Origin of the sequence: Fundidesulfovibrio magnetotacticus (assembly GCF_013019105.1) — a bacterium.
In the GTDB taxonomy this organism is placed as follows: Bacteria; Desulfobacterota; Desulfovibrionia; order Desulfovibrionales; family Desulfovibrionaceae; genus Fundidesulfovibrio; species Fundidesulfovibrio magnetotacticus.
Genome location: NZ_BLTE01000006.1, coordinates 182692 through 205795 on the forward strand (window position 1 = coordinate 182692; position 23104 = coordinate 205795).

The following is a 23104-nucleotide window of genomic DNA, read 5'->3' on the forward strand; positions in this document are numbered from 1 at the left end:
CCCCCCTTTGCCATCCCTTACGCTTTTCAACGACGCGCCCGCGATCTGGGCGCACCGGGGCGGCCGCTCGCTGGCCGCCGAGAACACCCTGCGCGCCCTGCGCATGGGCCGCTCGGCCGGCGCGCGAGGCTGCGAGATCGACGTGCAGCTCACGCGCGACGCCCAGGTGATCGTCCTGCACGACCTGAACCTCCTGCGCACCACCAACGCGGGCGCGCACCCGCGCTTCGCCTCCGGCCCCCCGGCCCTGCCCTGGCTGCACACGCTCGAAGACATCCGCGCCCTCTGCGCCGACGTGTTCCCGCGCCGCACGTGCACGGGCTCGCGCCACCACAAGCCCTGGCGGGAGCTGCCCGACCCCTGCCCAGAGGACGTGCGCGTGCCCACGCTGGCCCAGGCCCTGCGCCTGACCCGCCAGCTGGACATGTGGCTCAACGTGGAGATCAAGGACTTGGCGCGCGCGGCCCCGCCGGAGCTGGCCGGGCGCGTGGTGGAGCGGGTGCTGGAGGAAGTGGCCGCCGAGGGCATGGAGGACCGGGTGATCGTCTCCTCCTTCAGCGCGACCTGCGTGCTGCGAAGCAAGGAGGCGGCCCCCGGGGTGCTGGCGGCGCTGCTCACCCCGCACGGCTTCCGGGGAGACGTTGAGCGCGCCCTGCGCGCGGTGAGGGCCGACGCCTGGCACCCTGGGCATCGCGGCCTGGAGCGGGACGCCGTGCGCGCCGCCCTGGCCGCGGGCTACGGGGTGAACCCCTACACCGTGAACGACGCCGCCGACATGCTCCGCCTGGCGGAATGGGGCGTAACGGGCATCGTCACGGACAGGCCCCAGGACGCTCCCCGTTTCGCGGCCCGGCCCAAGTCCTGAAGGCCCGGCCCTGGCGTCCCCCGGGGAAGGTGTCCCGGGCCTCCCGCGCGTCCCCGCCTGCCGGAGCGCGCCGCTCGTGGTGCGCCCTCAAAATCCGTCCCTGCGGATTTTCAAGATAACCAGGCAAAACCATTCATTTAAATAATGAAAAACATCTTCATGTTTTTCATACGCGCGCCGCTAGAGCGCGGCCTCGGGCTCGGCGAGGATGCGCTTGGCCAGGCGGATGTCCTCGGCGATGCGGGCCTTGAGTTCCTCGATGCCGGGGAACTTGCGCTCGCCGCGCAGGCGCTGGACGAAGTGGAGGTCCACGGTCTTGCCGTAGAGGTCGCCGGAGTAGTCGAAGATGTGGGCCTCGGTGCTCAGCTGGCTGCCGCCGAAGGTGGGGTTGATGCCGATGTTGGCCACCCCGGCCCAGGTCTGCCCTGCCCGGGAGACCCACACGGCGTAGACGCCCGAGCGGGGCAGGAGCTGGTCCTGGCTTTTGACGTTGGCGGTGGGGAAGCCCAGGAGCTTGCCGCCCCGGTCGGCCCCGTGGATCACCTCGCCGCGCACCTTGTGGCAGCGGCCCAGCAGAGGCTTGGCGTCCCAGACGTCGCCCGCCTGGAGCATGTCGCGCACGCGGGTGGAGCTCACCACCGCGCCGTCGTGGAGCACAGGGTCCAGGCGTTCCACCAGGTAGCCCATGGAGCGCCCCAGGGCGGAGAGGGTTTCGTAGTCGCCGCGCCGTCCTTTGCCGAAGGCCCAGTCGTGGCCGACGATGAGTTCGCGCATGCCCAGGTCGCGCACGAGGCAGTCGCGCACGAAGTCCTCCGGCTCGAGGGAGGCGAAGGCGCGGGTGAAGGGCAGCACGAGGCAGGCCTCGATGCCCGTGTCGGCGATGAGTTCCAGCTTCACGTCCGGCGCGGTGAGGCGCGGCGGGTCGTTCTTGCCGGTGAGCACGCTGCGCGGGTGCGGCTCGAAGGTGACGGCCAGGCTGACCACGTTGAGGGCCTTGGCCCTGTCGCGGGTGCGCGCGAGGAGCTTCTGGTGCGCCAGGTGCACGCCGTCGAAATTGCCGATGGTGAGGCAGGAGCCGTTGAGGACTCCTTCGAGGTCGTCGAAGGTGCGGGCTACGATCATGGGGTATCCGGTGGGCCGGTTTGGCGAAAAGCTAGGTAGCGCAAAGCGCGGGGGCCATCAACCGGGGAAAATTCGTCCCGGGGCGAAAAAACGCTTGCCAAGGGGGCGGCCCGCGTATAGATACACGTCTCCCGACGCCGAAGTGGTGGAATTGGTAGACACGCCAGGTTCAGGGTCTGGTGGGGGCAACTCCGTGGAGGTTCGAGTCCTCTCTTCGGCACCAAAAGCATAAGGCCGGACAGCAATGTCCGGCCTTTTTGCATTGGCGCTCGGCGCGGCGCCCCACTTCCGAACACGTCCGCGAGGGCTGAGGCGTCCCGTCGCAGGCCTTCTCCCCCGCCACAGACATCCCTGCATCGCCCCAAGCCTCCAGAACGGCGCATTCATCATGCCCGCCGACGCCGCCCCCCGGCCTGCCCGACCGGTGAACGCCGCGCCCGTCCCGGGGATCATCGCGGCGAAAACCGGAAGCTGTTGCATCGGCAGCAAAGCTGTGGTTTAATATTACTTAAGTTAAATTCTCCCACTTTTTGCCTTAGCCCGATCGGGCCGAGGCCTGGAGGTTGACTGGCCGACCGCAGGACCATCCGGCAATCGGTCGCTCGAACGCATCGCGGCATCGATCCGGAAGGAGTCCTCATGCTTCGCATTGCGGCGCGTCACTTCATCCCGGCCACTCTCCCCCGCCTGGCTGTCCGTCCGGCTGAAGCCGGGTTGATCCGCGAGGACATCCTCTTCCGGGACACCTGCGGCCCCCCGGGCGAGGCCGCCCCACCCACCCCGGGGACGGGGCTGCGAGCAGGCGTCTCTCCCCGTACGGTCAGGCGGGGTTGCTCCTCCCGGGCGCGGGGGGAAATGCGCTCCATTTCCGAGGCGGTCCTTTCGAGCCCCTGGCCCGCACGGCGTCGCGATTCGAAATGTACGCCCCAAAACGGCGTTCTTCGCCCAGGCAGTTCGATCACGTCATTCAACGGCAGTACTGGCAAACGCAACAGACCACGCGGATCGTCCCCCAAACACCATCGACAGGAGACAGAAGGCCAATGAGAGCTTCCAGGAAAACAGCACTTGCCATCTGCGTGTCGTTCATGACCCTGTTTCTTCCCTTCAATGCGGGCCAGGCGAAAGAGAACCTTTTGGAGGCCGTCGCGCTCGGAGTGGAAGCTTACGTCTACGGCTACCCGCTCGTGACCATGGAAATGACCCGGCGCGTCATGACCAACGTGGAGAAGCCCCAGGGAACGCACGCCCCCATGGGGCAGTTCGTACGGATGCGCGAGTACCCCACGGCGGAGTTTCGCGACGTGACCGCGCCCAACGCCGACACGCTCTACACCACGGCGTGGATCGACGTGGGTCGCGAGCCCTACGTGCTCACGCTGCCGGACGCCAAGGACCGCTACTACCTCTTCCCCATGCTCGACGGCTGGACGAACGTTTTCCAGGCCCCCGGCAAGCGCACCACCGGCACGGGGCCGCAGCAATACGCCATCACCGGCCCCGGCTGGAACGGCAAGCTGCCCGACGGCGTGAAGGAGTACAAATCGCCCACCAACATCGTGTGGCTGCTCGGGCGCATTTACTGCACCGGCACCCCCGAGGACTACGAGACCGTGCACAAGCTGCAGGACGAGATCGCGCTCGTGCCGCTCAGCTCCTACGGCAAACCCTACACGCCCCCTGCCGGGAAGGTCGATCCTTCCCTGGACATGAAGCTTGCGGTGCGCGAACAGGTCAACGCGCTCAGCGCGCACGACTACTTCAACCTGCTGGCCAGGCTCCTGAAGGACAACCCGCCCGCCCCGGCCGACAAGCCCATGCTGGCCAAGATGGCCAGGCTGGGCATCGTGCCCGGACAGCCCTTCGACGGCAACAGGCTCAGCCCCCTGGCGCGCGAGGCGTTCGCCACGGTCCCGAAGATCGGCTTCGAACGGATCATGCTCTGGATGAAGGAAGGCGTCCTCGCGGGCGACATGAAACTCCAGAACGGCTGGGCCTTCACCACCAAGACCGGCGACTACGGCGTCAACTACATCCAGCGCGCCCTGATCACCGCCATCGGCCTGGGCGCGAACCTCCCCCAGGACGCGGTCTACCCGACCTCCGAAGGCCCCAACGTCCTCGCATCGTACCACGGCGGGAAGAACTACGTGATGCGCTTCGAGAAGGGCCAGCTCCCCCCGGCGGAGGGCTTCTGGTCGCTGACCATGTACGACAAGGACTACTTCTTCGTGAAAAACCCCCTCAACCGCCAGAGCATCAGCGCCAGGCAGAACCTGAAACCCAACGCCGACGGCTCCGTGGACCTCTACATCCAGCACGACAATCCCGGGCCGGACAAGGAATCCAACTGGCTTCCCGCGCCCAAGGACACCTTCGTCCTCATGCTGCGGCTCTACTGGCCGAGCAAGGCCAACCCCTCGATTCTCGACGGATCATGGGTCATTCCTGAGGTCAAAGAGGTGAACTGACGCGCCCCGACGGATCGTTTCCGGCCGGGTCTTCGTGTCGAAGACCCGGCCTCGGGGCCTCTCGCCCCTTTCGCGCCAACCCCAACCCGACCGGCTGGAGGCCTTATGCCGAACACCACGGCCAGGTGTTTCATCCTGACAGCGCTTCTCGTGCTCACGATATGTCCCGTTGCCGCCCAAGCCGCCGCGCCGACCCCTCCCGGCGGGGACCTCAAGGTCACCCTGGCCCCCTACGCCTGGCTCACGGGCCTCTCGGGCACGGTGGGGGTGCGCGGGGCCCAGACGACCGTCGATTCCAGCTTCGCCGACCTCTCCAAATACCTGAACATCGCGGGCATGCTCCACGCGGACATCCTCTATCGGGACACCTTCGGGCTCCTGGGAGAGGTCAATTACGCCCAGCTCGGCGACCAGTCCTCGGGGAAACGGGTCTCCCTGGACGGGCAGATGGGCCTGTTCCTCTCCGACGTGGCCGGGTTCTGGCGCGTGGGAACCGCCGCGCTGGGCAAGGACGGGGCCGCGCCCGCGAGCCTGGACCTCCTGGCCGGCGCGCGCATCTGGAGCCTGGCCATGCACCTCAAGAGCGATTCGCCCTTCAACAGCCGTTCGATCTTCAGGCAGAAAAGCTGGGTGGACCCCTTTGTGGGGGCGCGGGTGCAGTTCCAGCTGACGGACGCCTGGAAGGCCGAACTGCGCGGCGGCGTCGGCGGCTTCGGCATCAGTTCGGCCATCACGTGGGACGCCATGGCCCTGGTGGGCTACACCTTCCGCGACCACGGCACGGCATTCATCGGCTACCGCGCGGTCGGCGTGAACCACTCCGAAGGCAGCGGCAAGGACTACTTCAAGTTCGACGCCGTCCTGTCGGGGCCGGTCCTCGGCGCGGCCTTCACGTTCTGACGTCGGACCGGGGAAAACTCCCGCCCGGGAGCGCAGGCCCGGCACAACCGGCCATCCGATCGCAACCGTTCTTTTCCATGCAGTGGAAGGCGCCATGCCAATCCGTACCAAAGCATCCCACGCATTCCCGATGAAGCTTCCGCTGGCGCAACGGCTGCGGCATCTCCTCGCCGCACGGCTCGTCGGCGTCCTCCTGGCCGTGCTGGTGGCCGTGCTTGCCGCCGGAATCCTGGTGACGACCGCCCGCGTCCGCCAGACCATGGCCGAAGGACGGCAGAAAGCGATCGCCGCCGGGCAGGCCCTTGTGAAGAACATCGACCACGAGCTGGACAGCCACGTCTACAACGTTATGGCCATGCGCAACGTCGCGGAGAGCTGCCTCTCCGGCTACCTGACCCGCCCCGGCAATCCGGCGGACCGGTTGCGCCGCCTTCCGGAGCGGGACGGGTACGCCGCGCTGCCCCCGGGGAAGGATGAGGACCGCCAGGCCCATGGCCGGATGGTGGGGCTGGGCCGGACGCCCGGCCCCGACGACCCCGTGGTCGAAGAAATGCGGATGGCCGAAGCCCTGGCCCCCCTCATGCGGGCCATTCGGGACAGAAGCCCCGACACGCCCTGGGTCTATTACACATCGGCCAATGCCTTCATGTACCTCTTCCCCTCCGAGGAGGCGGAAGAGTTCTACTTCACCCCCGACCTGCTCGAAATGGAGTTCCTGACCGGCGCGACGCCGCAGGCCAACCCGTCGCGCGCGACCTTCTGGACCAAACCCTACACGGACGTGGCGGGAAAAGGCCAGATGGCCACGGTAAGCGCGCCCATCTACCAGGGGGACAGCTTCCGTGGGAGCGTCAGCATCGACGTCTCCGTCAAGAATCTCCAGTACATCATGGACATGTACCCGCTGCCGGGCGTGAATGCCGTCCTGGTCAGCGATGACGGGCAGCAACTGGCGCGCCACACGTTTGCTAACATCCCGCACGGCGCCAAGGGGTATGAATTCCACAGCCTCCCGCTCAAGCTCGTCCCCTGGCGCATCGAACTCGCTGTCGACGAGAGAAGGCTGTTGCAGGATGCCCTGAAAGATCAGGCCGCGCTCATCATCGGAATGCTTCTGATTGCGTCCGTCCTGTTGTTTTCGGCGCTTCTGGCGCGCCATGCCAGGCGCGTCCGGGACATCTCCATCCATGACGGTCTGACAGGACTGTTCAACCGCAGGCATTTTGACGAGATCGCGTCCTATCACTTCGATGCGGCGCGGCGCGGCCTGGTGCGCATGGGCATGATCCTGGCTGATGTGGATTATTTCAAGAAATTCAACGACGCCTACGGGCACCAAAAGGGAGACAGGGCGTTGGCTGGAGTGGCCGAAGCCCTGGAAAATACGCTGCAAAGGGGCACGGACCTGGCCTTCCGCGTGGGCGGGGAGGAGTTCCTCATCCTCGTGACCCTGCACGAACAGGAGACCCTGCACCCGATCCTTGCCAAGTTGAACCAGGCGGTGCGCGATTTGAAGCTGCCGCACAAGGCCAGCCCCTACGGACACCTGACCCTCTCCCTGGGGGCGATCGTCATCGACCAGCGTGCGTGGATGGACTTGGACGCCGCCTACTGCCGCGTGGACGAGGCACTCTACCAGGCGAAATCCCGAGGCAGGGACTGCTACGCCATGCTGGAGGCGCCCCCCGTCGAAACAGGGCACGTCTGCTGAGCGCGACGATTTGCCGTCTTGCGGGCGCACTCCCCGCTCCCGGCGCGTAGCGCGGCAGGGGCGAAAGCGTCAGGCGACGATCCGCGCAAAGAAGGCCTGCATGCAACAGGCAATCGGCTCAGACACTGCGCTGCCGCCTTTGGGTCAGTCGATATCCGTGGTTTGGGACGCCATGGCTCGCGACGCCATCACCTTCTCGATCAGTCCCACGAGTTCCTTGCATTCGACAGGCTTTGAAATGTAGTCGTCCATCCCGGCCGCCAGGAACTTCTCCTTGTCGCCGGCCATCGCGTAGGCGGTCATGGCTATGATCGGAATATCCCGCTTCAATTCGAAGCGGTGTTTGAATCGTATGTGCTGGGTCGCTTCAAGTCCGTCCATCTCGGGCATCTGGATGTCCATCAGGATCAGATCGAAATCCTTGGACGCCAGCTTTTCCAAGGCGTCTTTGCCGTCGACGGCGAGCGTCACGTCGTAACCCGCCTTTTCCAGCAACTTTTTCGTGACCAGCCGGGTCACCGAGTCATCCTCGGCAAAGAGGATTCGCTTCTCGCAAGACAGGGCGCCGGCCGGCCTCGATGCCATGTGAATCGTTTGCAGGGCCTCATGGTACGTGTTCCTGAAGGGGATAGACACGTAAAAGGTTGAACCCGCTCCCACCTCGGTGTCGACGCAGATGGACCCTCCGAGGGTGCTCACAAGCCTGCGCACGATCGACAGGCCGAGCCCAGCCCCCTGATGCTTGCGTATGTAGGTGGTTTCGACCTGCGCAAACGGCTCAAAAACCTTGACGATTTCATCATCTGGTATTCCGGGGCCCGTGTCGTTCACACAGAACACGACGCGCACCAACTCGTCCCTCAAGTGCGGGACCGTGAACGCTTCGACACAAACATGACCAGACTCCGTGAACTTCAGGGCATTGCCGACCAGATTGAACAAGATCTGGCGGATCTTTCCCTCGTCACCGATCAACAGCATCGGAACGTTGTCCGCGAAATCGAAGGAGAGCCTCACCCTGCTGCTCGCCACTTCGTGCTGGAAAAGCTCCAGAACGGATTCCTTGACTTGGGAGAGCTCGAATTGTTCATTGGTCGTCGGCATCTTCCCGGATTCGACCCTCGACAGGTCAAGTATGTCCGAAAGAAGACGAGCCAGACGCTTCGAGGACTTGATGGCCAAATCAACATACTCGAGGTGGTCCTTGTCGGACACCTCCCCCTGCAACACCTGAAGCATGCCGAGGATGCCGTTGAGGGGCGTGCGGATTTCGTGGCTCATGTTCGCCAGAAAAACCGACTTGGCGAGGCTGGCCGATTCTGCGGCCTCTTTGGCGCGCAGCATCTCGAGTTCGGCATTCTTTCGCGAGGTGACGTCCATGAACATGACCGCGAGCTTTTCCGAGGACAGGCGGAAGCACAACAGTTCGAAAACACCTGCCGCCTTGGCATCTTCATAGACCACCTGCTCCGTATGCCAGCTCACCCCTGTCTCCAGCACATCCATGGAGCGCTCCGGGATGTCCGTCCCGATCAATCCGGGAAATGCTTCCAGGAAACCTTTCCCCTTCAACTTCTCATGAGAAATTCCTAAAATTTCATCTGCAGCGGGATTTGCGCCGAAGAACACCAGCCCGCCATCGTCTCGATGATAGAGATGCATGCCGATAGGCGTCTGATCGATGACGGCTCTCAGCACTTCCTCGCTTTGTTGCAGCGCCCTGTCAGACTCTTTCTGGGCAAGAACTTTCCACACGAAGTCCATCATCAACGTCAATTGATAGACATCCGCGCTGGTATACTCTGACGACTTGTTGCCGACACCCACAACAAGGACGATCTTTTCATCCCTGAAGACCGGCACCGTCATGAACGACTCCAGATGCACATGCCCCTCAGGATACCCTTTCTTGAGCGGGTTTTGTGCGCCGAAATCATTGACGACAATTGGCCTGCGCTGCCTTACGGCCTCGCCCCATATGCCCGTTTTGCTCAACTCATAACATTGCAGCGGCTTCGCGACGCGACATTCCCGCATCACATCCTTCGACCAGGTATTGAGAATAAAATGACTCTTTTCCTCATCATAGTGGTAGATGTACCCGATCTTGCTGCTCGTCAACTTGATGGCCTCCGCCAAGGCAAAATCCAAGTAATCCTGAGCGGACGAGAAGGGGCGCTGCAAGATGCTTACGAGACTCAAGAGGCGCGCCTCATTGAGGCGACCTTCATCCTCGACGAGTTTGCGCTCTGTTATGTCGACAAACGTGACCACAACCTGCTCAAGCCGCCGGGAAGAATCGAACTCCGGGAATGCATCAACCAAAACCCATACAGGCACGCTTCGATTCGGGCTGACAATGCCAAGCGTCATATTGCGCACGGGCTGTAGGGAGGACAACACCACTGATACGGGGTATTCTTCGACGGACATCGGGGTCCGGTCCTCTCTCATGAAACACCATGCGGGATCGACGGCAGTCTTGCCCATCATCTGCTCGACCGTTAAGTCCAGCAACTTCGACGCGTGCTCATTGGCAATGAGCACGCTTGAATCAGGAGCATGGACGACAACTCCTGAGTGCATGTTCTGAATGAGCTTCAGGTTTCTCTGCTGGCTCTCAAGCAGAGCCTCTTCTATCTGCTTGTTCTGGCTGCGGTCGATATAGATGCACATCCCACCGATGCACACATCGTTGAGATCATAAAGTGGGAAAACATTGGCTATTATGCTCAACCTTGCCCCGCGCCTGCCAGTAACAGGAACATCAATGTTCTTGAAAACCTTACCATGCTGGATACTCTTGCTGACGACTGTCTCATGCGTTATGTCTCCATAGAAGACTTCCGCGAGCCTCTTCCCAACACATTCATCGGCGCTTCCTTCCATCTGGAGCATCTGAAGCAACGCCGTGTTTGTCTGCAAAACGCGTTCACATTCATCCACCAGCAGATACGGCATCGGCATACACCTTAACACCGCATAGAAAAGGCCCCTGTCCTGCCGAACAGCCTGGGCAATGGATGTGATATCGTCGATACTACCCGTGGCAGCGATTTCAATTTTCGACATCAAGCACCGTTCCCGGCTATAATTATACGCCTGCCATGTCCTGCTGCACAAACACGATTCACCAACACTACCCGACACAAAAGGCCTTATTTCCTTTCATACACCACTCAAGAGGAGAATGCCACCTCTGTAGAGAGTGTTCAACTTTCATGCAATCATCGGGGAATACTCGGGGGGCCTGTCCGCCGCGCCTCCCGCCGGAAGGCCTTGCCGCATGCCTCGCGCCTGCAGGCGCCCACCCGGACGAGAGCGGACGTCCCGGCCCGGCGCTCCATCGCCCCGGGGTGGGGGCCGCCACCAGGGTGCACCGGCAACGCTGATCGTCCCGCGCGGCTGCCCAAAATCTCTACCCATCCCCCCCCGACGCCACTCGCGAAGACGGCTTCCAGACCGCCCAGGCGCATACGCCTGCAGCAGCCCGGGCGCGCCGGAAGCGGCTGACTTCCCACACAATGTCTCACGAAGATTGACAGGAAAACGCCGGACGATATCCGTTTATCAGCAATGTCTATACATACTGCAGCCAACTGTTACTGCGCCTTGGCGTGACTCTGCGGAGCATCATGATCCTTTCATATGCCTTTGCCTTTCACCACTGTTCCCCAAAATGGTTTTAATTAAGATTCAGTAGCCCCTTGGTGAATTGTGTCACTTACTCCATGTATGACGAAATATTGTTCGCTTGTGTAGACCATGCGACGTTTGCCGTGTAAGGTTGAAGCTCTCTCCAGCGTGGTGGCCTCCGGTACAGTGGCGGTTTACATTTCAGGAGGTCGGCCCTGGGCCCAGGAGGCAGAAGCCTTCGGCTTGTCCGAGTCGCTTCGAGGCGAGGCAGTCCAGAGTCGTACCCGGATGAAACTTTCCAATGAAGGGCGTTGCCATGAAAAACTTGAAACTCGGGGTGAAGATCGGCCTTGGTTTCGGCATTCTCATTCTTATCGCAGGCCTCCTTGGCGGGATGGCCATGGTGAACATGCTCTCCGTGGGGAGGCAGGCAGAACGCCTGGCCCAGGAGGTCGCGCCCGAAGTGTCCGTTGCCACCGAAGTCGAGCGCTCCTCGCTGCAGACCATGTTCGCCATGCGAGGCTTCGTCTACACGGGCGATGAAGCCTTCTGGAAGGAGACCCAGAAGGAACTTGTCGACGTGGACAAGGCGCTCCAGCAGGCCAGGGAGCTTGCCCGGAAGTACCCGAACCTGGTCAAGCTCAAGGAGAACGCGGACAAGGCCAGCACCAAGGTCGCTGAATGGAAGAAGCTGGCGGAGCAGTCCTACGCCCTGGAGCATGCCATGGACGCCAACCGCAAGACCATGGACGAGAGTGCCCAGGTGTTCATGAAGAATTGCGTGATGTATCTGGAGTCCCAGCAGAAGGCGCTCTTCGAGCTCCTGGGGAACCCGACGGCGGAATCCGCAAAGATCAAGGACCGCGCCGACAAGATCAACATCATCAACGACGTCATAGACGCTGGCAATGCCGTACGGGTGGCCAACTTCAAGGGGCAGGCCCACCGCGACCTGAAGATCATCCAGGATGGGCTGAAGAACTTCGAAATCATCGCCGCCAAGGAGCAGCAACTCAGGGCCATCACCCGCTTGGAGGCGAACATCCGCCAGCTGAACGACATCCGCAAGGCCGGCGAGGCCTACAAGGAGGCGATGCTGGCTTACGTGAAGAACTCGCTCGCCAGCGAGGAGGCCACCAAGACGCGCAACCTGGTGGCGGAGGACGTGCTGAAGGCCGCGTCGGACACCTCCTCCTACGGCGTGAAGCTGACCGAACAGCTCACGGACGAGGCCTCCAAAAGCCTGTCCGCCTCTTCCACCATCATGGCCGTGGGGCTTGTTATCGCGCTGATCATGGGCGTGGCCGTGGCCTTCTTCATCACCAAGGGGATCACCGGCCCCGTGATCCAGGGCGTCACCTTCGCCCAGAAGATGAGCGAAGGCGACATGACCCTGGACCTTCAGGTGAACCAGAAAGACGAGATCGGCATGCTGGCCGACGCCCTTCGCGAGATGACCAGACGCTTGAACGAAGTGATGGGCGAAGTGGTGGAGGGGGCCAACAACGTGGCCTCGGGGGCGCAGGAGCTCTCGGCCACCTCCGAATCCCTCTCCCAGGGCGCCAGCGAACAGGCTGCCAGCGTGGAAGAAGTCTCCTCCTCCATGGAGGAGATGACCTCCAACATCCAGCAGAACGCCGACAACTCCGTGCAGACCGAATCCATGGCCATGAAGGCCGCCAGGGACGCCGAAGAGGGCGGGCGCGCCGTGTCCCAGACCGTGGGCGCCATGAAGCAGATCGCCGAGAAGATCTCCATCATCGAGGAAATCGCCCGCCAGACCAACCTGCTCGCCTTGAACGCGGCCATCGAGGCTGCCCGGGCGGGTGAACACGGCAAGGGATTCGCGGTCGTGGCGGCCGAAGTGCGCAAGCTTGCCGAACGCTCCGGGCACGCGGCCGCCGAAATCTCGTCTTTGTCCACCGAATCGGTGGCCGTGGCCGAGAAGGCGGGGAACATGCTCTCCGCCATTGTGCCCGACATCAAGAAAACCGCCGAACTGGTGCAGGAGATCGCCGCCGGTTCGCGCGAGCAGAGCGCGGGCGCGGACCAGATCAACAAGGCCATCCAGCAGCTCGACCAGGTTATCCAGCAAAACGCTTCCGCTTCGGAGGAAATGGCCTCCACCTCCGAGGAACTTTCCAGCCAGGCCGAGCAGTTGCTTTCCACCGTGAGCTTCTTCAAGCTCAAGGGCTCCCACCACGGCTCGAGGCCCGCGGCTCCCAAGGCCCTCCCCCACGGCACGTCCTCCGTCGGCCGCCCCCGCCCGGCGGCCAGGAAAGGGGCAAAGCCCGGGAAGGGCGTTTCCATCGACCTGGGGGCGGCCGATCATGACAACGATTTCGAGAAATTCTAGCCCCGGGAGTACTCCGTGAGCGAGAACACGAACCAATACCTGACCTTCACCCTGGGTGAAGAGGTGTTCGCCCTGGACATAGCCTCGGTGCGCGAGGTGCTGGAATATACGACCATCACCAAGGTCCCGCGCACGCCGGAAGCCGTGCGCGGGGTGATCAACCTGCGCGGCCGGGCCGTACCCGTGGTTGACGTGCGCCTGAAGTTCGGCATGCCCGAGACCAGGCGCACCGTGAACACCTGCATCATCATCGTCGAGGTGCGCATGGACGGCCAGGAGACGGTCCTGGGCGCACTTGCCGATTCGGTCAAGGAAGTCATGGATATCGAACCCAAGGACATCGAGCCCGCGCCCAGGATGGGAACCTCCGTCCATGCCGACTTCATCCAGGGCATCGGCAAGCATGGTGACGACTTCATCATCATCCTGGACATCGACAAGGTGTTCACCGAGGACGAGTTGCAGGTGCGTGACGTCGCGGGGGAGGACTCCCAGAGCGCGGCGTGACGTGAGATTCCGCGCGGGGGGCATGCGCGTCGGATGCCCCCCCCCCCGCGGCGCGCCGCGTTCCGGTCCGGCGGCGTCAGCACGATTCCGGCGACGCGCTCGGGGAGGCCGCCGAGGGCCTGGACGCCAAGCCTTCAGGCCCGATGCCGCCCCTTCCCGCCGCAAGGGCCGTGGGGTCCACTTGCGACGTTTCATGGCCGATCTCCTCCTCGGAATCAGCCACGAAAACTCAGTTAGCGCGATCTTTCACCAAACCGGGGGCAGGACAATCCTTTCTGGGGCTACCGGCGAATCTGGGCTCATCAGCGCTTCGTTGATGAACTGATCGTCGGCAAGAACCGTGTGCACCGGCTCATGAAGGAGCACGGCCTCGCGTTTCGCGGCAGTCAGCTCCTTAAGGCCAAGCGAAAGCCGACCGGCCACAAGCCCAGGCCCTCTAGGCCGAATCAGTGGCGGGGCATCGACATGACCACGACCATGGCCCTCTCGGAAGGCAACGCCTCGATCTTTTTCGCTATCGACCACTGCTCGCTGGAACTGGTGGGCATCCATGCCGTCAAGCGCGGGACCAGGCTCGAAGCTTTGGAGCCGATCCGGCAAGGTGTGCGCCGTAATTTCGGCGCGCTCGGCAAGGATGTGGCGGCCGGGCTGACCCTGCCCCATGACCATGGCAGCCAGTCCATCTCGGAGGACTTCCAGCGGGAGCTCGCCTTCCTCGGCATCAAGGACTCGCCCTCCTACGTGCGCGAGCCCCAAGGCAACGGCATCGCCGAACGTTTCGTGCTAATCCTCAAGGAAAATCTGCTCTGGGTGCGGGCCTTCCAGACCGTCGAGGACCTGCGCCAAGGCCTCCAGGCCTTCAAGGAAACATACAACACCCGCTGGAGGGTCGGACGGCACGGCTACAGGACGCCCGAGCAGCACAGGGAGAAACTCCTTTCAGCTCTTGGCAGGGCGGCTTAATTCGACGGCAAATTGACCAAGAAACACTGGACCGCTACAAGACTGATTTTGCGACTCATAGTGAGTCGAAAATCGACAACTCGTCTGAGAGCGATTTTGAGCGTTAGCGTTTCTGCGTGAAGAGCGAAGAGAGACGTGAATATGAGTGAAAAAACGGTGAAAAAATGATGGCACAACATGCTGAAATATCGGCGTTTATTGCCGAGATTTTTACTGTCTTGTCTTTCACAAATCTTTCACAATGGGATTTTAGAAAAGCAGAAGGGGTTACGATTTTCATCGTAACCCCTTGAAATGTGTGGTGGAGCTGGACGGAATCGAACCGACGACCTCTTGAATGCCATGCCAACAATTTATTGAAATAATTAGACTTTTGTTGGACAGCCAAAGATTGCCAACCTAACCTTTTGGCTCCTGCCAACGGAATTGTGGCTTTCAGTGGCGGTCCTGCCAACGTGACGCCAACAGGTATTTGGCGGCAGCGGCTGCGCAGTTGGTGCGGCAGTGGCTAGACAGCCACAGGGCAGCCAACGGAGCTTGGGCTGGTCCTGATTCATAGACCCCTGTGAACCGACCACTGCATGAGTACTTTACAAACTCGTTTTAAAAAATACATAACTACAGACATCTATTGGATGCGAGAATATGTTCTGCCTTTAACAACCCGCTTAACTCGTTCGAAATCATGAATTTCGACTTTTGCACAAATTACATCAATTTCATTTCCAATCGCTGCTAAATATCGAATCTGTCGGACTTGCTCTGCTTTAAGACGATTTTCATTGCCACAAATTACAGCCTCTGCATATTGTGGATCATTCCATTTTGCTGCTACGCCAGGATTAGGTATACCAAGTTGCGGGTGTTCTTTTAGATGCTTTTCGAGTAATAACTCTCGCTCTTCAGTATCTATATGCATTGGCTCTTTTAATATTGCTAGCCTGTGCAGACATCGGATACCCTCATATCCGCCTGGTATCATATTTAATCCGTATTCATGCTTCGAGGACAAACTATACTTGTCAACCAAATACTCCTCAGTGTCCATAGCTTGATCAGTATTTAAGCCGACTGCACAGATCGAGGTAACAACTCCCTCCAATTTCGGGACATTAACAGGAATATTGTTCATTTCACTTAATTTTGCCTGAATCAAGGAATTCATCGTTTTTGGAAATAGCCGTTTAGATTCATCACTGATGCCGCATTTCACATGCTCAGAAAAACGAGTATTCCAACCTCTTTTTGTTATGCCATAATACGCGTAGTATTTGTTGTCGCTAGAAAAAAGGAAGTGTGCATAAACTGAATAGGTTCCCCTTAAATCTCGCCCACCTTTTATAAGCGCTCTCCATGGTATTTCGACACGCATAGGTATGTTTAGCGTAACGCTTTGCATAACAATAAAAACAACTGGTGAAATCTCTTTCTCATCTCTCTGGTTTGTCACGGTGGATACATACAATCTCTCGTCAGTTCTCCGATTTATTCTTTGTTCGAGATTAATGACTATACGGCCTTCTGCTGGCATCGGTGGAAAAGCGGACAGGTCTGACCCTGTACTGGTCAAAATGGATTCGTACTTCTGGCCGAGATTCCGATTTCCCCATGACACGCTTGATCGCCAAGCCCATCAGAGCAAGTGCGACGACGCCAGCGACGATCAGCAGCAACGTGTCCATGTCCACGGTTACCATTCTGCTCTGACGGTAGGCAAGGGCGCTGTAGCCTCGACGTTATCCCTGGATCAGTTGAGACTCTGGGTCTTGATCCGAATGAAACTCCAGAAAGGGTTGTTCGAATCCCATTGGGGCCAAGGATGGTTTGAAGGAGATGGGACTTTATACGTTGGCCGCAGGGAGAGATCGCTCCGGATGTGGGGAGGTGGACGTTTCTCGTTGTAGAACTTCTTGAGGAGTTTACGCAGTCGAGCTTTTTCAAGTTCACAGACTGGATATTTTATAGATCTTTAAAAACTCAATCCGGGATTGGTTCCGCCTGATTGAGTTTCACCCAGAAGATCGTACCATCGGATTCTTCAGAAGAGAAACCGACTTCTCCTCCAAGGTATTTCTCTGTGAGGAGCTTGATTGAGTAGGTCCCCAAACCTCGATCATGTCCCTTGGTTGAGAATGATCTTTTGAAAATCTGGAGTTTGACCGATTCAGGCATAACCGTTCTGTTCTTGACCCAGAAAACAGCCTTACCGTCTTCTTTCCTCAACCCCAGAGTGACGGTTCCCCCTCTAGGCGTGGCCTCAAGGGCGTTCATGAGCATGTTGACTATCACTCTGCGAAGAAGTGCTAAATCTGTATGCACCGCTACATTTACACTGCTATTGTCAACGCAAATCTGCTTACCAATCGTCTTAGGATGAGAGTGAAACTCCAAAGAAATCGATTTTACAATCTCCAATCCCTGCAACGTTATCGCAGTGACAGTAAACTCGTTGCGCTCCATAGACAATAGTTGCTTTTGCTTTTGAATTTCTTCGATCATTCCAAACAGTGAAGACCTAACAACGCCAATGGTTTCCTTCATCTCTTCAGGAGCTTCGTCAAGAAGCATATCAATTAAGCCACTTGAGCCACTTGCTGAATTCAGTATATCATGAAAGAAAATCCGCTCCAGTACACGTCTACGCTTTTCATCTTCGACGTCCATGAGAGTGACGACGTAATATGTATCATCACCTGCTTCCCATGGCGAAACAAACACACGTAAATCCTTCGCGCTGGTATCAGTGCCGCTCTTTAGGAGGAGTTGGCAATCGTGTTCTGCGTTGACATTTCCAAGTATGCTCTCCATGAGCGCACGAACAGCTCCGCACTCACGGCAGTGGGCAGAAGTCCCGCAGCCATTCTCCCCTGTTGTTGAATAAATACACCCCATGGCCTCACCAGGACGTTTCGCCAGAAAGTTGTCGAGATTATCAACACCAAAAGCTTTTAAAAAGGCTTGGTTGCTGAACACAATTTGGCGATGTGAATTCACTACCATTAAGGGCAAAGGAAAAAAGTCGAAGTATTTTGAACAGAGATGCTTAGAAAGCTCAGAGTGCTCTTCCTTGACAGCCTGAATCGTTAATCGCGCTCCAGGGGCGAATTGAGTCCCACTCGTTTCTTTCACTTCAGACCTATCCTTCGTGATCAACACATAAAATGTTTGCCGAAATAGCTGGAGGCCACTGCGCAATTCATTGAGAGGCGCCTCAACCCAGCACGGCCACCCCTCGCGCTTCTTTTATTTCCTGGGGTGCATCTGAACAGTTCATCAACCAATCGTCATCAAATAGGCTTAACTCTTTTATTACTCTTGATTAAGTCTACATACAGTGCATCCTTCTTCAATATATGATCAGCCCACCACTGCTGAGTATACTCAAGCAGCTCCTGCATAAGTCCAAGGTTCAAATCTGATATCGCATCACCAGGAACGAGTTCGTATACTTTCATCTTATCGTTAATGTATTCAAGAATATATCGTAGAAACTTGTCATGTTCGGAACACTGGTCAGAGAACCCTTGGTACCCATACTTTTGGAGTAGTGTTTCTTCGTCATGGAAGTGTTTTTGGGAATACCTTCTTACTTCCCATACGATAGAGTATAAATGAGCATTCTTTATTATATCTCGCCCCGCCTCGCCAATGACTCTGGACAACACATCAAGGATTTTGAAAAAATGTTTATGCTGCTCATCCATACTTCCAACATCAAGAAGATATTCTGGTTTCCATAGATTTTCTGGAGTATTGAGTGGCATCGAAGCGCTCCCGTTCATCCTGCTGCACAGCCTGGGTCAAATCTATGGCCATTGAAAGATATGAAAACATCTCACACTCCACAGGAAAAGGGCAAGGCAAAGCAGATGGAATTCCTCAGAAAATGTATGTCCGCGCGATTCCAAGGGAGGTCCGGGGCAGGACCGAGGGGAAGGGGCGGGGTAGCCCCAGGAGACAAACGGGGCAGCCCAAATTCACAGGCCCCTGTGACTCTCTCCGGCTGATCCCCTTCAGACCCACGTCACGGCTTGGACAGGCTACAGATCATGCAGGCCTGGAGCATTCATCATGACAAACGTTGCCGGTTCCGGTGAAATAGACTAAATTTACAACGTGTCCCAAATTCAGAAACGCCATTCAGGGTGACTACACTAGCTCGGTCAATGACAGTGGAGCGGAGGATGGAAGAGGACGGGGTAGACAATGGGGCAAGGGGTAGCTTGTAACGCCTATCGAAGACGTTGACTCTTCGAGTAGAGGCTCTAAATCATTTGATATTTGCCTCTCGAGATGTGATTGTATGAACTTCAAAGAGCATATTGAACAAGGTGCAGACAGCGAATACCTAGCAAGGTTATTCGACATTGAGCGTTACGCCTGGATGACTCTGTGCTATGATATGGCGATGGTTATCGGGATTGACGGCTCAATCTTAACCACAAACAGCATCTGGGAACGTTCAACAGGCCACTCCCAAAAAGATTTGAATAGCAAGCACCTCCTCGAGTTTATGGACTACGAGGACCGCGAACTTGTCTTGGCTAGGTTTCAACGCCTAATTACTAGCGCCAAAGGAGCAACTACCTTTGCCTTTCGTTTTCGATGCTCTGACGATCGCTACAAGCGACTAAATTGGAATATATACTATTCGCCGGAACTCGAAATAATTTACTGCGTCGTAAAAGACATAAGTGACGTCAAAGACTTTAGCCACGCCGCATACCATGACACCTTAACAGGACTTTCAAACCGACTCTTCCTCCTCGACAATTTGCCAAAACTTATTGAAGACGCAGGACGACAAGATCAGCCACTTGCCCTTTTCCTTATTGACTTGGATGGATTTAAGTCCGTCAATGACAGCATGGGACATCAAGCAGGAGATTACTTATTGCAAATAGCTTCAGAACGTCTTCGACTTATTGTCAGCGATCAAGATTATTGTGTCCGACTTGGAGGCGATGAGTTCATACTTTTAGAGAAAAATTGTGGAACTAACGGTGCTGAACGTTTGGCTAAAATGATTATCACATCGATAAATAAACCAGTCCTGATTGATGAATCAGACGTACAAGTTGGCGCTTCAATCGGCATTGCTATAGCTCCACATGACGCCAATGCCCCAAGGGAACTAATGCGACTAGCCGACACCGCCATGTACGAAGCCAAACGTGGCGGCAAAAATCGCTGTGTATTTGCTAACGAACTTCCCTCTCCAGGACGAGGATAACAGCGTATACGGGTGTTGCCGAGGTAATACCTAAGCGGAAGGCCCCCTTTGAAGAAAATCAAGTAAACAATAGCCAATGCGCTACCTGCAACCGGAGGACATAAATGAAAGCTCTAGTTGTTGAGGACGATTTTGCCAGCAGAAAGCTTTTACAACGAATACTACAGCCCTACGGTGAGGCGGATGTCGCGGTCAATGGATTGGAAGCTATTGAAGCTTTCTCGAAGGCCTTGGAGGAGGGCACTCCTTACGACCTTGTCTGTATGGATATAATGATGCCCGAGATGGACGGCCAGATTGCGCTTAAACATATTCGCAGAATCGAAAAGGAAAAATGCATTACTTCTATTCAAGAAGCAAAAATTATCATGACTACCGCGCTGGATGATCCAAAAAATGTAATTGAGGCGTACTACAAAGGCGGAGCTACATCATACGTAGCAAAGCCGATCGACAAATGTGCGTTCATACAGCTCATTAAAGAATTGAAGCTGATCTCTTGATATGTAGCAACTCCCTGGTGCATGCAGTAGATAAAACAAAACGTCTCTATACATCGCGGAGCAGGCTTTTAGCTATCCGAGATGAGTTCATATACAATTTTGCAGCGAGCAGTCGGTCTATGTCATAACGAGCCATCATAGCGACTGACTCATCAACCATGTTTTGATCAACATATTCAAGCATGTTTATGATCCAAGTAAACTCGCCGCCTTCCTCTCTATTCAGGGCGGATTTTAATGAATCTGACAGCTTGAGGTCGTCAACAATTATGGACATTTCAACCCCAAATATCGCGTCCGCACAAGAAAGAAGGCCAAGCATAAAAGCCAACTCTCCGTCGCAGTTTAGCGCCCCAGTGTCTGCCAATAGATTTAAAAAGAGTGCGCGGTGCAAAGCCAAAAACATTACTTCCAGCCCTTTGTCACTGCCGTCTTGCTCAGATAGAAGTGCAACCGTCACCCACTTTTTAAGTTGATCCAGTCCGACCAGCTGCACGGCTTGCCTTACTGAATCTACAGGATAGCGCAGGCTGAAAGCAGAGGAATTAACCAACTTCAACAACTTGACAGAAAGTGCAGCGTCCAGCGAAATCGTCTTGGAAAGTTCTTCAATATCTACTGAGTCCGTGGTCCCAGAAAACATTTTCATGAGTTTCAGTTTTACCTGGGGCAGACTCTTTGCTTTAATCGCCTTCGTTGCATCGTGTTTCGCAAAAAACTGGCCATGAAAACAATCAAAGCCCGCGTCTAAAGCCGCAGAAAATGTGTGCCAGTCATTGAGACTGCCAGCTATGACCTTAAATCCATGCTTCTTGAGGAGCTTAACAATGTTAAGATTTAACCCATGCGCTTCTGACATGTTCACGCTGATAAAATTGCACAAAGGTCCGAAAGCCCCAATGTTAGTGTCGTGCTGACACCCTTTAAGTGCAAATCGAACCCCTTTTTCTTTTAGGAACTTAACTTTTGCAGAAAACGTGTCATCAGGTTTTGTTTTCGAATGAATGGGCAAGACCAAGAGGTTTAACGGAAGCATGTCCAGTACGTCATCGGTCAAATGCTCCAAGGGGATATCTACGGAAATAAATTCAAGTCTACCATGCCTTTCGGCAATTGATTTGATCTCATCAACTATATTTTTGTTAAAAATACCAGGTGCGTTCTTTGAGTACTCATCTCCGAGGTTACATCCATACAGCTCTCGCCCAATGATGTTCTTGCTGTGGTCAAAAATAGGCATACTTGAAAAAACTACGCAGCATTCAGCTCGTTCTGAAGGCGATGCCGCAGATTGACTCTCGGCATTTATGAGGCCTCTACCAAGCAAATTTGCAGTTTCAGCCATTGTCAGTACTCCTGCAGAGGAAATCCAATCTCATAGGTACTCTTTGCCACCCGAGAAGCACATTAGGATCACCCGAACCCGGGTTAACCTGCGACCCTTCGCATTTCTAGGCTCCCAACTCGCACTCTTCGCAGCAAGTCCCGATTGTGGACCGAAGGCAATAGACACATTTCAATAAGCAAAAATTCTTATATGTGGACGCTTTGCGCTACTGATTCAGAATTGATTATATTCATGGTGACGCAGAAGCACTTGCAAAAAGATGATGAAAAACTACTTTATAAGTCCTCTTAAAGAGCCTGACCTGAACTCTTTGAACATATTATAAACGGACTGCTTACATTCAGACATCTTGTTTTCAAGCAAATTTCGGTAGAGTAAATTAAAAAATTCTTCAAGTTGCTCGCAACGGCTATCAACCGCAACGAAGCCCATACTCCACTCTGAAAAACTTCGGCTAAGTATTTTGTCATAGACGAGGAGAGACAAATTTTTGTGTCTCACATCCTTTGCAATTCTATGATACATATGATCTATACATTCTTTCGGGCCTTCCAGCACCTGAAGAAAGTATCCTGCTCGATACAGTAACATACCAGTAAGTTCAAGCGGTGGATTGTTTTTGCGGCACTGTAAAAGAAGTTGAATTAAGTCATCTTGAGACATCAAATGCGTTGCGTTGCTAGCGTAGATTACTTCGTATAGATTTTCTCCTTGCAAGACCGAGCTGTTCGGGTGTTTGTTTTCATTGCTAGCCATTTTAAATTCTCATTTTTATATTTTATAAATCATAAGCTTTTTGAACATAGGCTGTAACGACCGGCCCTATACTGACGTTCAAATTTGTTTTAAAGAACTTAAGCGACAGCATTTGAAACCCATTCACTGCATATCGTACGGTCGGCAGGGTAAAAAGCACACCCCATGTGACTCTCTTCGGCTGTACCTGCGTCAAACCCTGCGCCGTTGTTCGCTCACTGAGAAAATGATGAGGATACACTGGCACTGATCCTTCCTTGTCCTCCTTCTATTTCCATCAATGCACCGAAAAAGTCCAAATGTCCAAACCGACGTAGCCGTCCATGACCAGCAAGTAGCCCAAGCACCCATATCCCATTGATTTTTAATCAAAAGATCGTTTTCCAAGTCGCTCCTGCTCCGCCCCGGCCAGCCCTTCATCACTTCCAGGAGCATTTCCGAATACCCAGCGCAGGAGCAGCAAGACCTAATGCCCACCACCGCTTGAAAATCACCCAAGAGCCCCTTAGCCAAGGGCCTCATGCTCCGCTCCGTCTTCTCCAGGAGAAAACCTGAATACACAGCGAAACGACGCAGCAAAAGACAACCTCTTGAATTTCTTCAAGAGGCATTCTTCTGGGATGCTCAAACAGGTGTGATTGTGCTTCGCTGGATCAGCTCAGCCTGGGGGTGCCAACAGCTTTTGTTGGCGGATGTTGGCTAAGAACGAAAACGAAGGGGTTACCCAGTTTCC

Annotated in this window: 16 protein-coding genes, 1 tRNA gene and 1 pseudogene; 11 read left to right on the forward strand and 7 right to left on the reverse strand. The window is 56.4% G+C overall.

Annotated elements, in window-relative coordinates; translation table 11 throughout:
• Positions 1 to 7 precede the first annotated feature (7 nt).
• Entirely contained in the window at positions 8 to 865 is an 858-nt protein-coding gene (locus tag NNJEOMEG_RS08505; RefSeq protein WP_173083339.1) for a glycerophosphodiester phosphodiesterase, read from the forward strand.
• A 180-nt stretch (positions 866 to 1045) separates the two neighbouring features.
• On the opposite strand, the gene NNJEOMEG_RS08510 is transcribed toward NNJEOMEG_RS08505, so the two are convergent.
• The gene (locus tag NNJEOMEG_RS08510; RefSeq protein ID WP_173083341.1) at positions 1046 to 1987 is read right to left on the reverse strand and encodes a bifunctional riboflavin kinase/FAD synthetase; all 942 of its coding nucleotides are present in this window, start codon (positions 1985 to 1987) and stop codon (positions 1046 to 1048) included.
• A 136-nt stretch (positions 1988 to 2123) separates the two neighbouring features.
• On the opposite strand from NNJEOMEG_RS08510, the gene NNJEOMEG_RS08515 reads away from it, so the two are divergent.
• The 4 genes from NNJEOMEG_RS08515 (at position 2124) to NNJEOMEG_RS08530 (ending at position 7069) form a co-directional block, all read left to right on the forward strand.
• A tRNA-Leu gene (locus NNJEOMEG_RS08515) sits at positions 2124 to 2210 on the forward strand.
• A gap of 865 nt (positions 2211 to 3075) precedes the next feature.
• Complete coding sequence (locus NNJEOMEG_RS08520; protein ID WP_235956888.1) at positions 3076 to 4458, forward strand: DUF1254 domain-containing protein; 1383 nt, start codon at positions 3076 to 3078, stop codon at positions 4456 to 4458.
• Positions 4459 to 4563: 105 nt separating this feature from the next.
• Positions 4564 to 5358 carry a hypothetical protein gene (locus NNJEOMEG_RS08525; protein ID WP_173083345.1) on the forward strand — a complete coding sequence of 265 codons (795 nt, stop codon included), beginning with the start codon at positions 4564 to 4566 and terminating at the stop codon, positions 5356 to 5358.
• A 94-nt stretch (positions 5359 to 5452) separates the two neighbouring features.
• Positions 5453 to 7069, forward strand: coding sequence for a sensor domain-containing diguanylate cyclase (locus NNJEOMEG_RS08530; RefSeq protein ID WP_173083352.1), 1617 nt, complete (start codon positions 5453 to 5455; stop codon positions 7067 to 7069).
• Positions 7070 to 7213: 144 nt separating this feature from the next.
• Here NNJEOMEG_RS08530 and NNJEOMEG_RS08535 read toward each other — a convergent pair whose 3' ends face one another.
• On the reverse strand, positions 7214 to 10030 hold the full coding sequence (locus tag NNJEOMEG_RS08535) for a response regulator (RefSeq protein WP_173083354.1): 2817 nt from the start codon (positions 10028 to 10030) through the stop codon (positions 7214 to 7216).
• Positions 10031 to 11021: 991 nt separating this feature from the next.
• Here NNJEOMEG_RS08535 and NNJEOMEG_RS08540 point away from each other — a divergent pair.
• The 4 genes and pseudogenes from NNJEOMEG_RS08540 to NNJEOMEG_RS08555 all read left to right on the forward strand — a co-directional run bounded on the left by NNJEOMEG_RS08540 (position 11022) and on the right by NNJEOMEG_RS08555 (position 14531).
• Positions 11022 to 13061 (forward strand): HAMP domain-containing methyl-accepting chemotaxis protein, encoded by a 2040-nt coding sequence (locus NNJEOMEG_RS08540; RefSeq protein ID WP_173083356.1) that lies wholly within the window; start codon positions 11022 to 11024, stop codon positions 13059 to 13061.
• A gap of 15 nt (positions 13062 to 13076) precedes the next feature.
• Positions 13077 to 13568: a chemotaxis protein CheW gene (locus NNJEOMEG_RS08545; RefSeq protein WP_173083358.1), complete on the forward strand. Its 492-nt coding sequence runs from the start codon at positions 13077 to 13079 to the stop codon at positions 13566 to 13568.
• A 279-nt stretch (positions 13569 to 13847) separates the two neighbouring features.
• A pseudogene (locus NNJEOMEG_RS21135) lies at positions 13848 to 13931 on the forward strand (hypothetical protein); the annotation flags it as partial.
• A gap of 102 nt (positions 13932 to 14033) precedes the next feature.
• Complete coding sequence (locus tag NNJEOMEG_RS08555; protein WP_173083360.1) at positions 14034 to 14531, forward strand: integrase core domain-containing protein; 498 nt, start codon at positions 14034 to 14036, stop codon at positions 14529 to 14531.
• Between the two features lie 628 nt (positions 14532 to 15159).
• Here NNJEOMEG_RS08555 and NNJEOMEG_RS08560 read toward each other — a convergent pair.
• From NNJEOMEG_RS08560 to NNJEOMEG_RS08570, 3 genes are all read right to left on the reverse strand, one after another.
• Positions 15160 to 15981 carry a hypothetical protein gene (locus tag NNJEOMEG_RS08560; RefSeq protein WP_173083362.1) on the reverse strand — a complete coding sequence of 274 codons (822 nt, stop codon included), beginning with the start codon at positions 15979 to 15981 and terminating at the stop codon, positions 15160 to 15162.
• A gap of 527 nt (positions 15982 to 16508) precedes the next feature.
• Positions 16509 to 17660, reverse strand: coding sequence for a sensor histidine kinase (locus NNJEOMEG_RS08565; RefSeq protein ID WP_173083364.1), 1152 nt, complete (start codon positions 17658 to 17660; stop codon positions 16509 to 16511).
• A gap of 158 nt (positions 17661 to 17818) precedes the next feature.
• Complete coding sequence (locus tag NNJEOMEG_RS08570) at positions 17819 to 18295, reverse strand: bacteriohemerythrin (protein WP_173083366.1); 477 nt, start codon at positions 18293 to 18295, stop codon at positions 17819 to 17821.
• Between the two features lie 539 nt (positions 18296 to 18834).
• Between NNJEOMEG_RS08570 and NNJEOMEG_RS08575 the strand changes: the two genes are divergently transcribed.
• Positions 18835 to 19764, forward strand: a complete 930-nt coding sequence (locus NNJEOMEG_RS08575) for a sensor domain-containing diguanylate cyclase (protein WP_173083368.1) — start codon at positions 18835 to 18837, stop codon at positions 19762 to 19764.
• Positions 19765 to 19868: 104 nt separating this feature from the next.
• Entirely contained in the window at positions 19869 to 20267 is a 399-nt protein-coding gene (locus NNJEOMEG_RS08580; RefSeq protein ID WP_173083370.1) for a response regulator, read from the forward strand.
• 46 nt (positions 20268 to 20313) lie between these two features.
• Here NNJEOMEG_RS08580 and NNJEOMEG_RS08585 read toward each other — a convergent pair whose 3' ends face one another.
• Entirely contained in the window at positions 20314 to 21612 is a 1299-nt protein-coding gene (locus NNJEOMEG_RS08585; protein ID WP_173083372.1) for an EAL and HDOD domain-containing protein, read from the reverse strand.
• Between the two features lie 273 nt (positions 21613 to 21885).
• Positions 21886 to 22371 carry a BLUF domain-containing protein gene (locus NNJEOMEG_RS08590; RefSeq protein WP_173083374.1) on the reverse strand — a complete coding sequence of 162 codons (486 nt, stop codon included), beginning with the start codon at positions 22369 to 22371 and terminating at the stop codon, positions 21886 to 21888.
• Between the last annotated feature and the right edge of the window lie 733 nt (positions 22372 to 23104).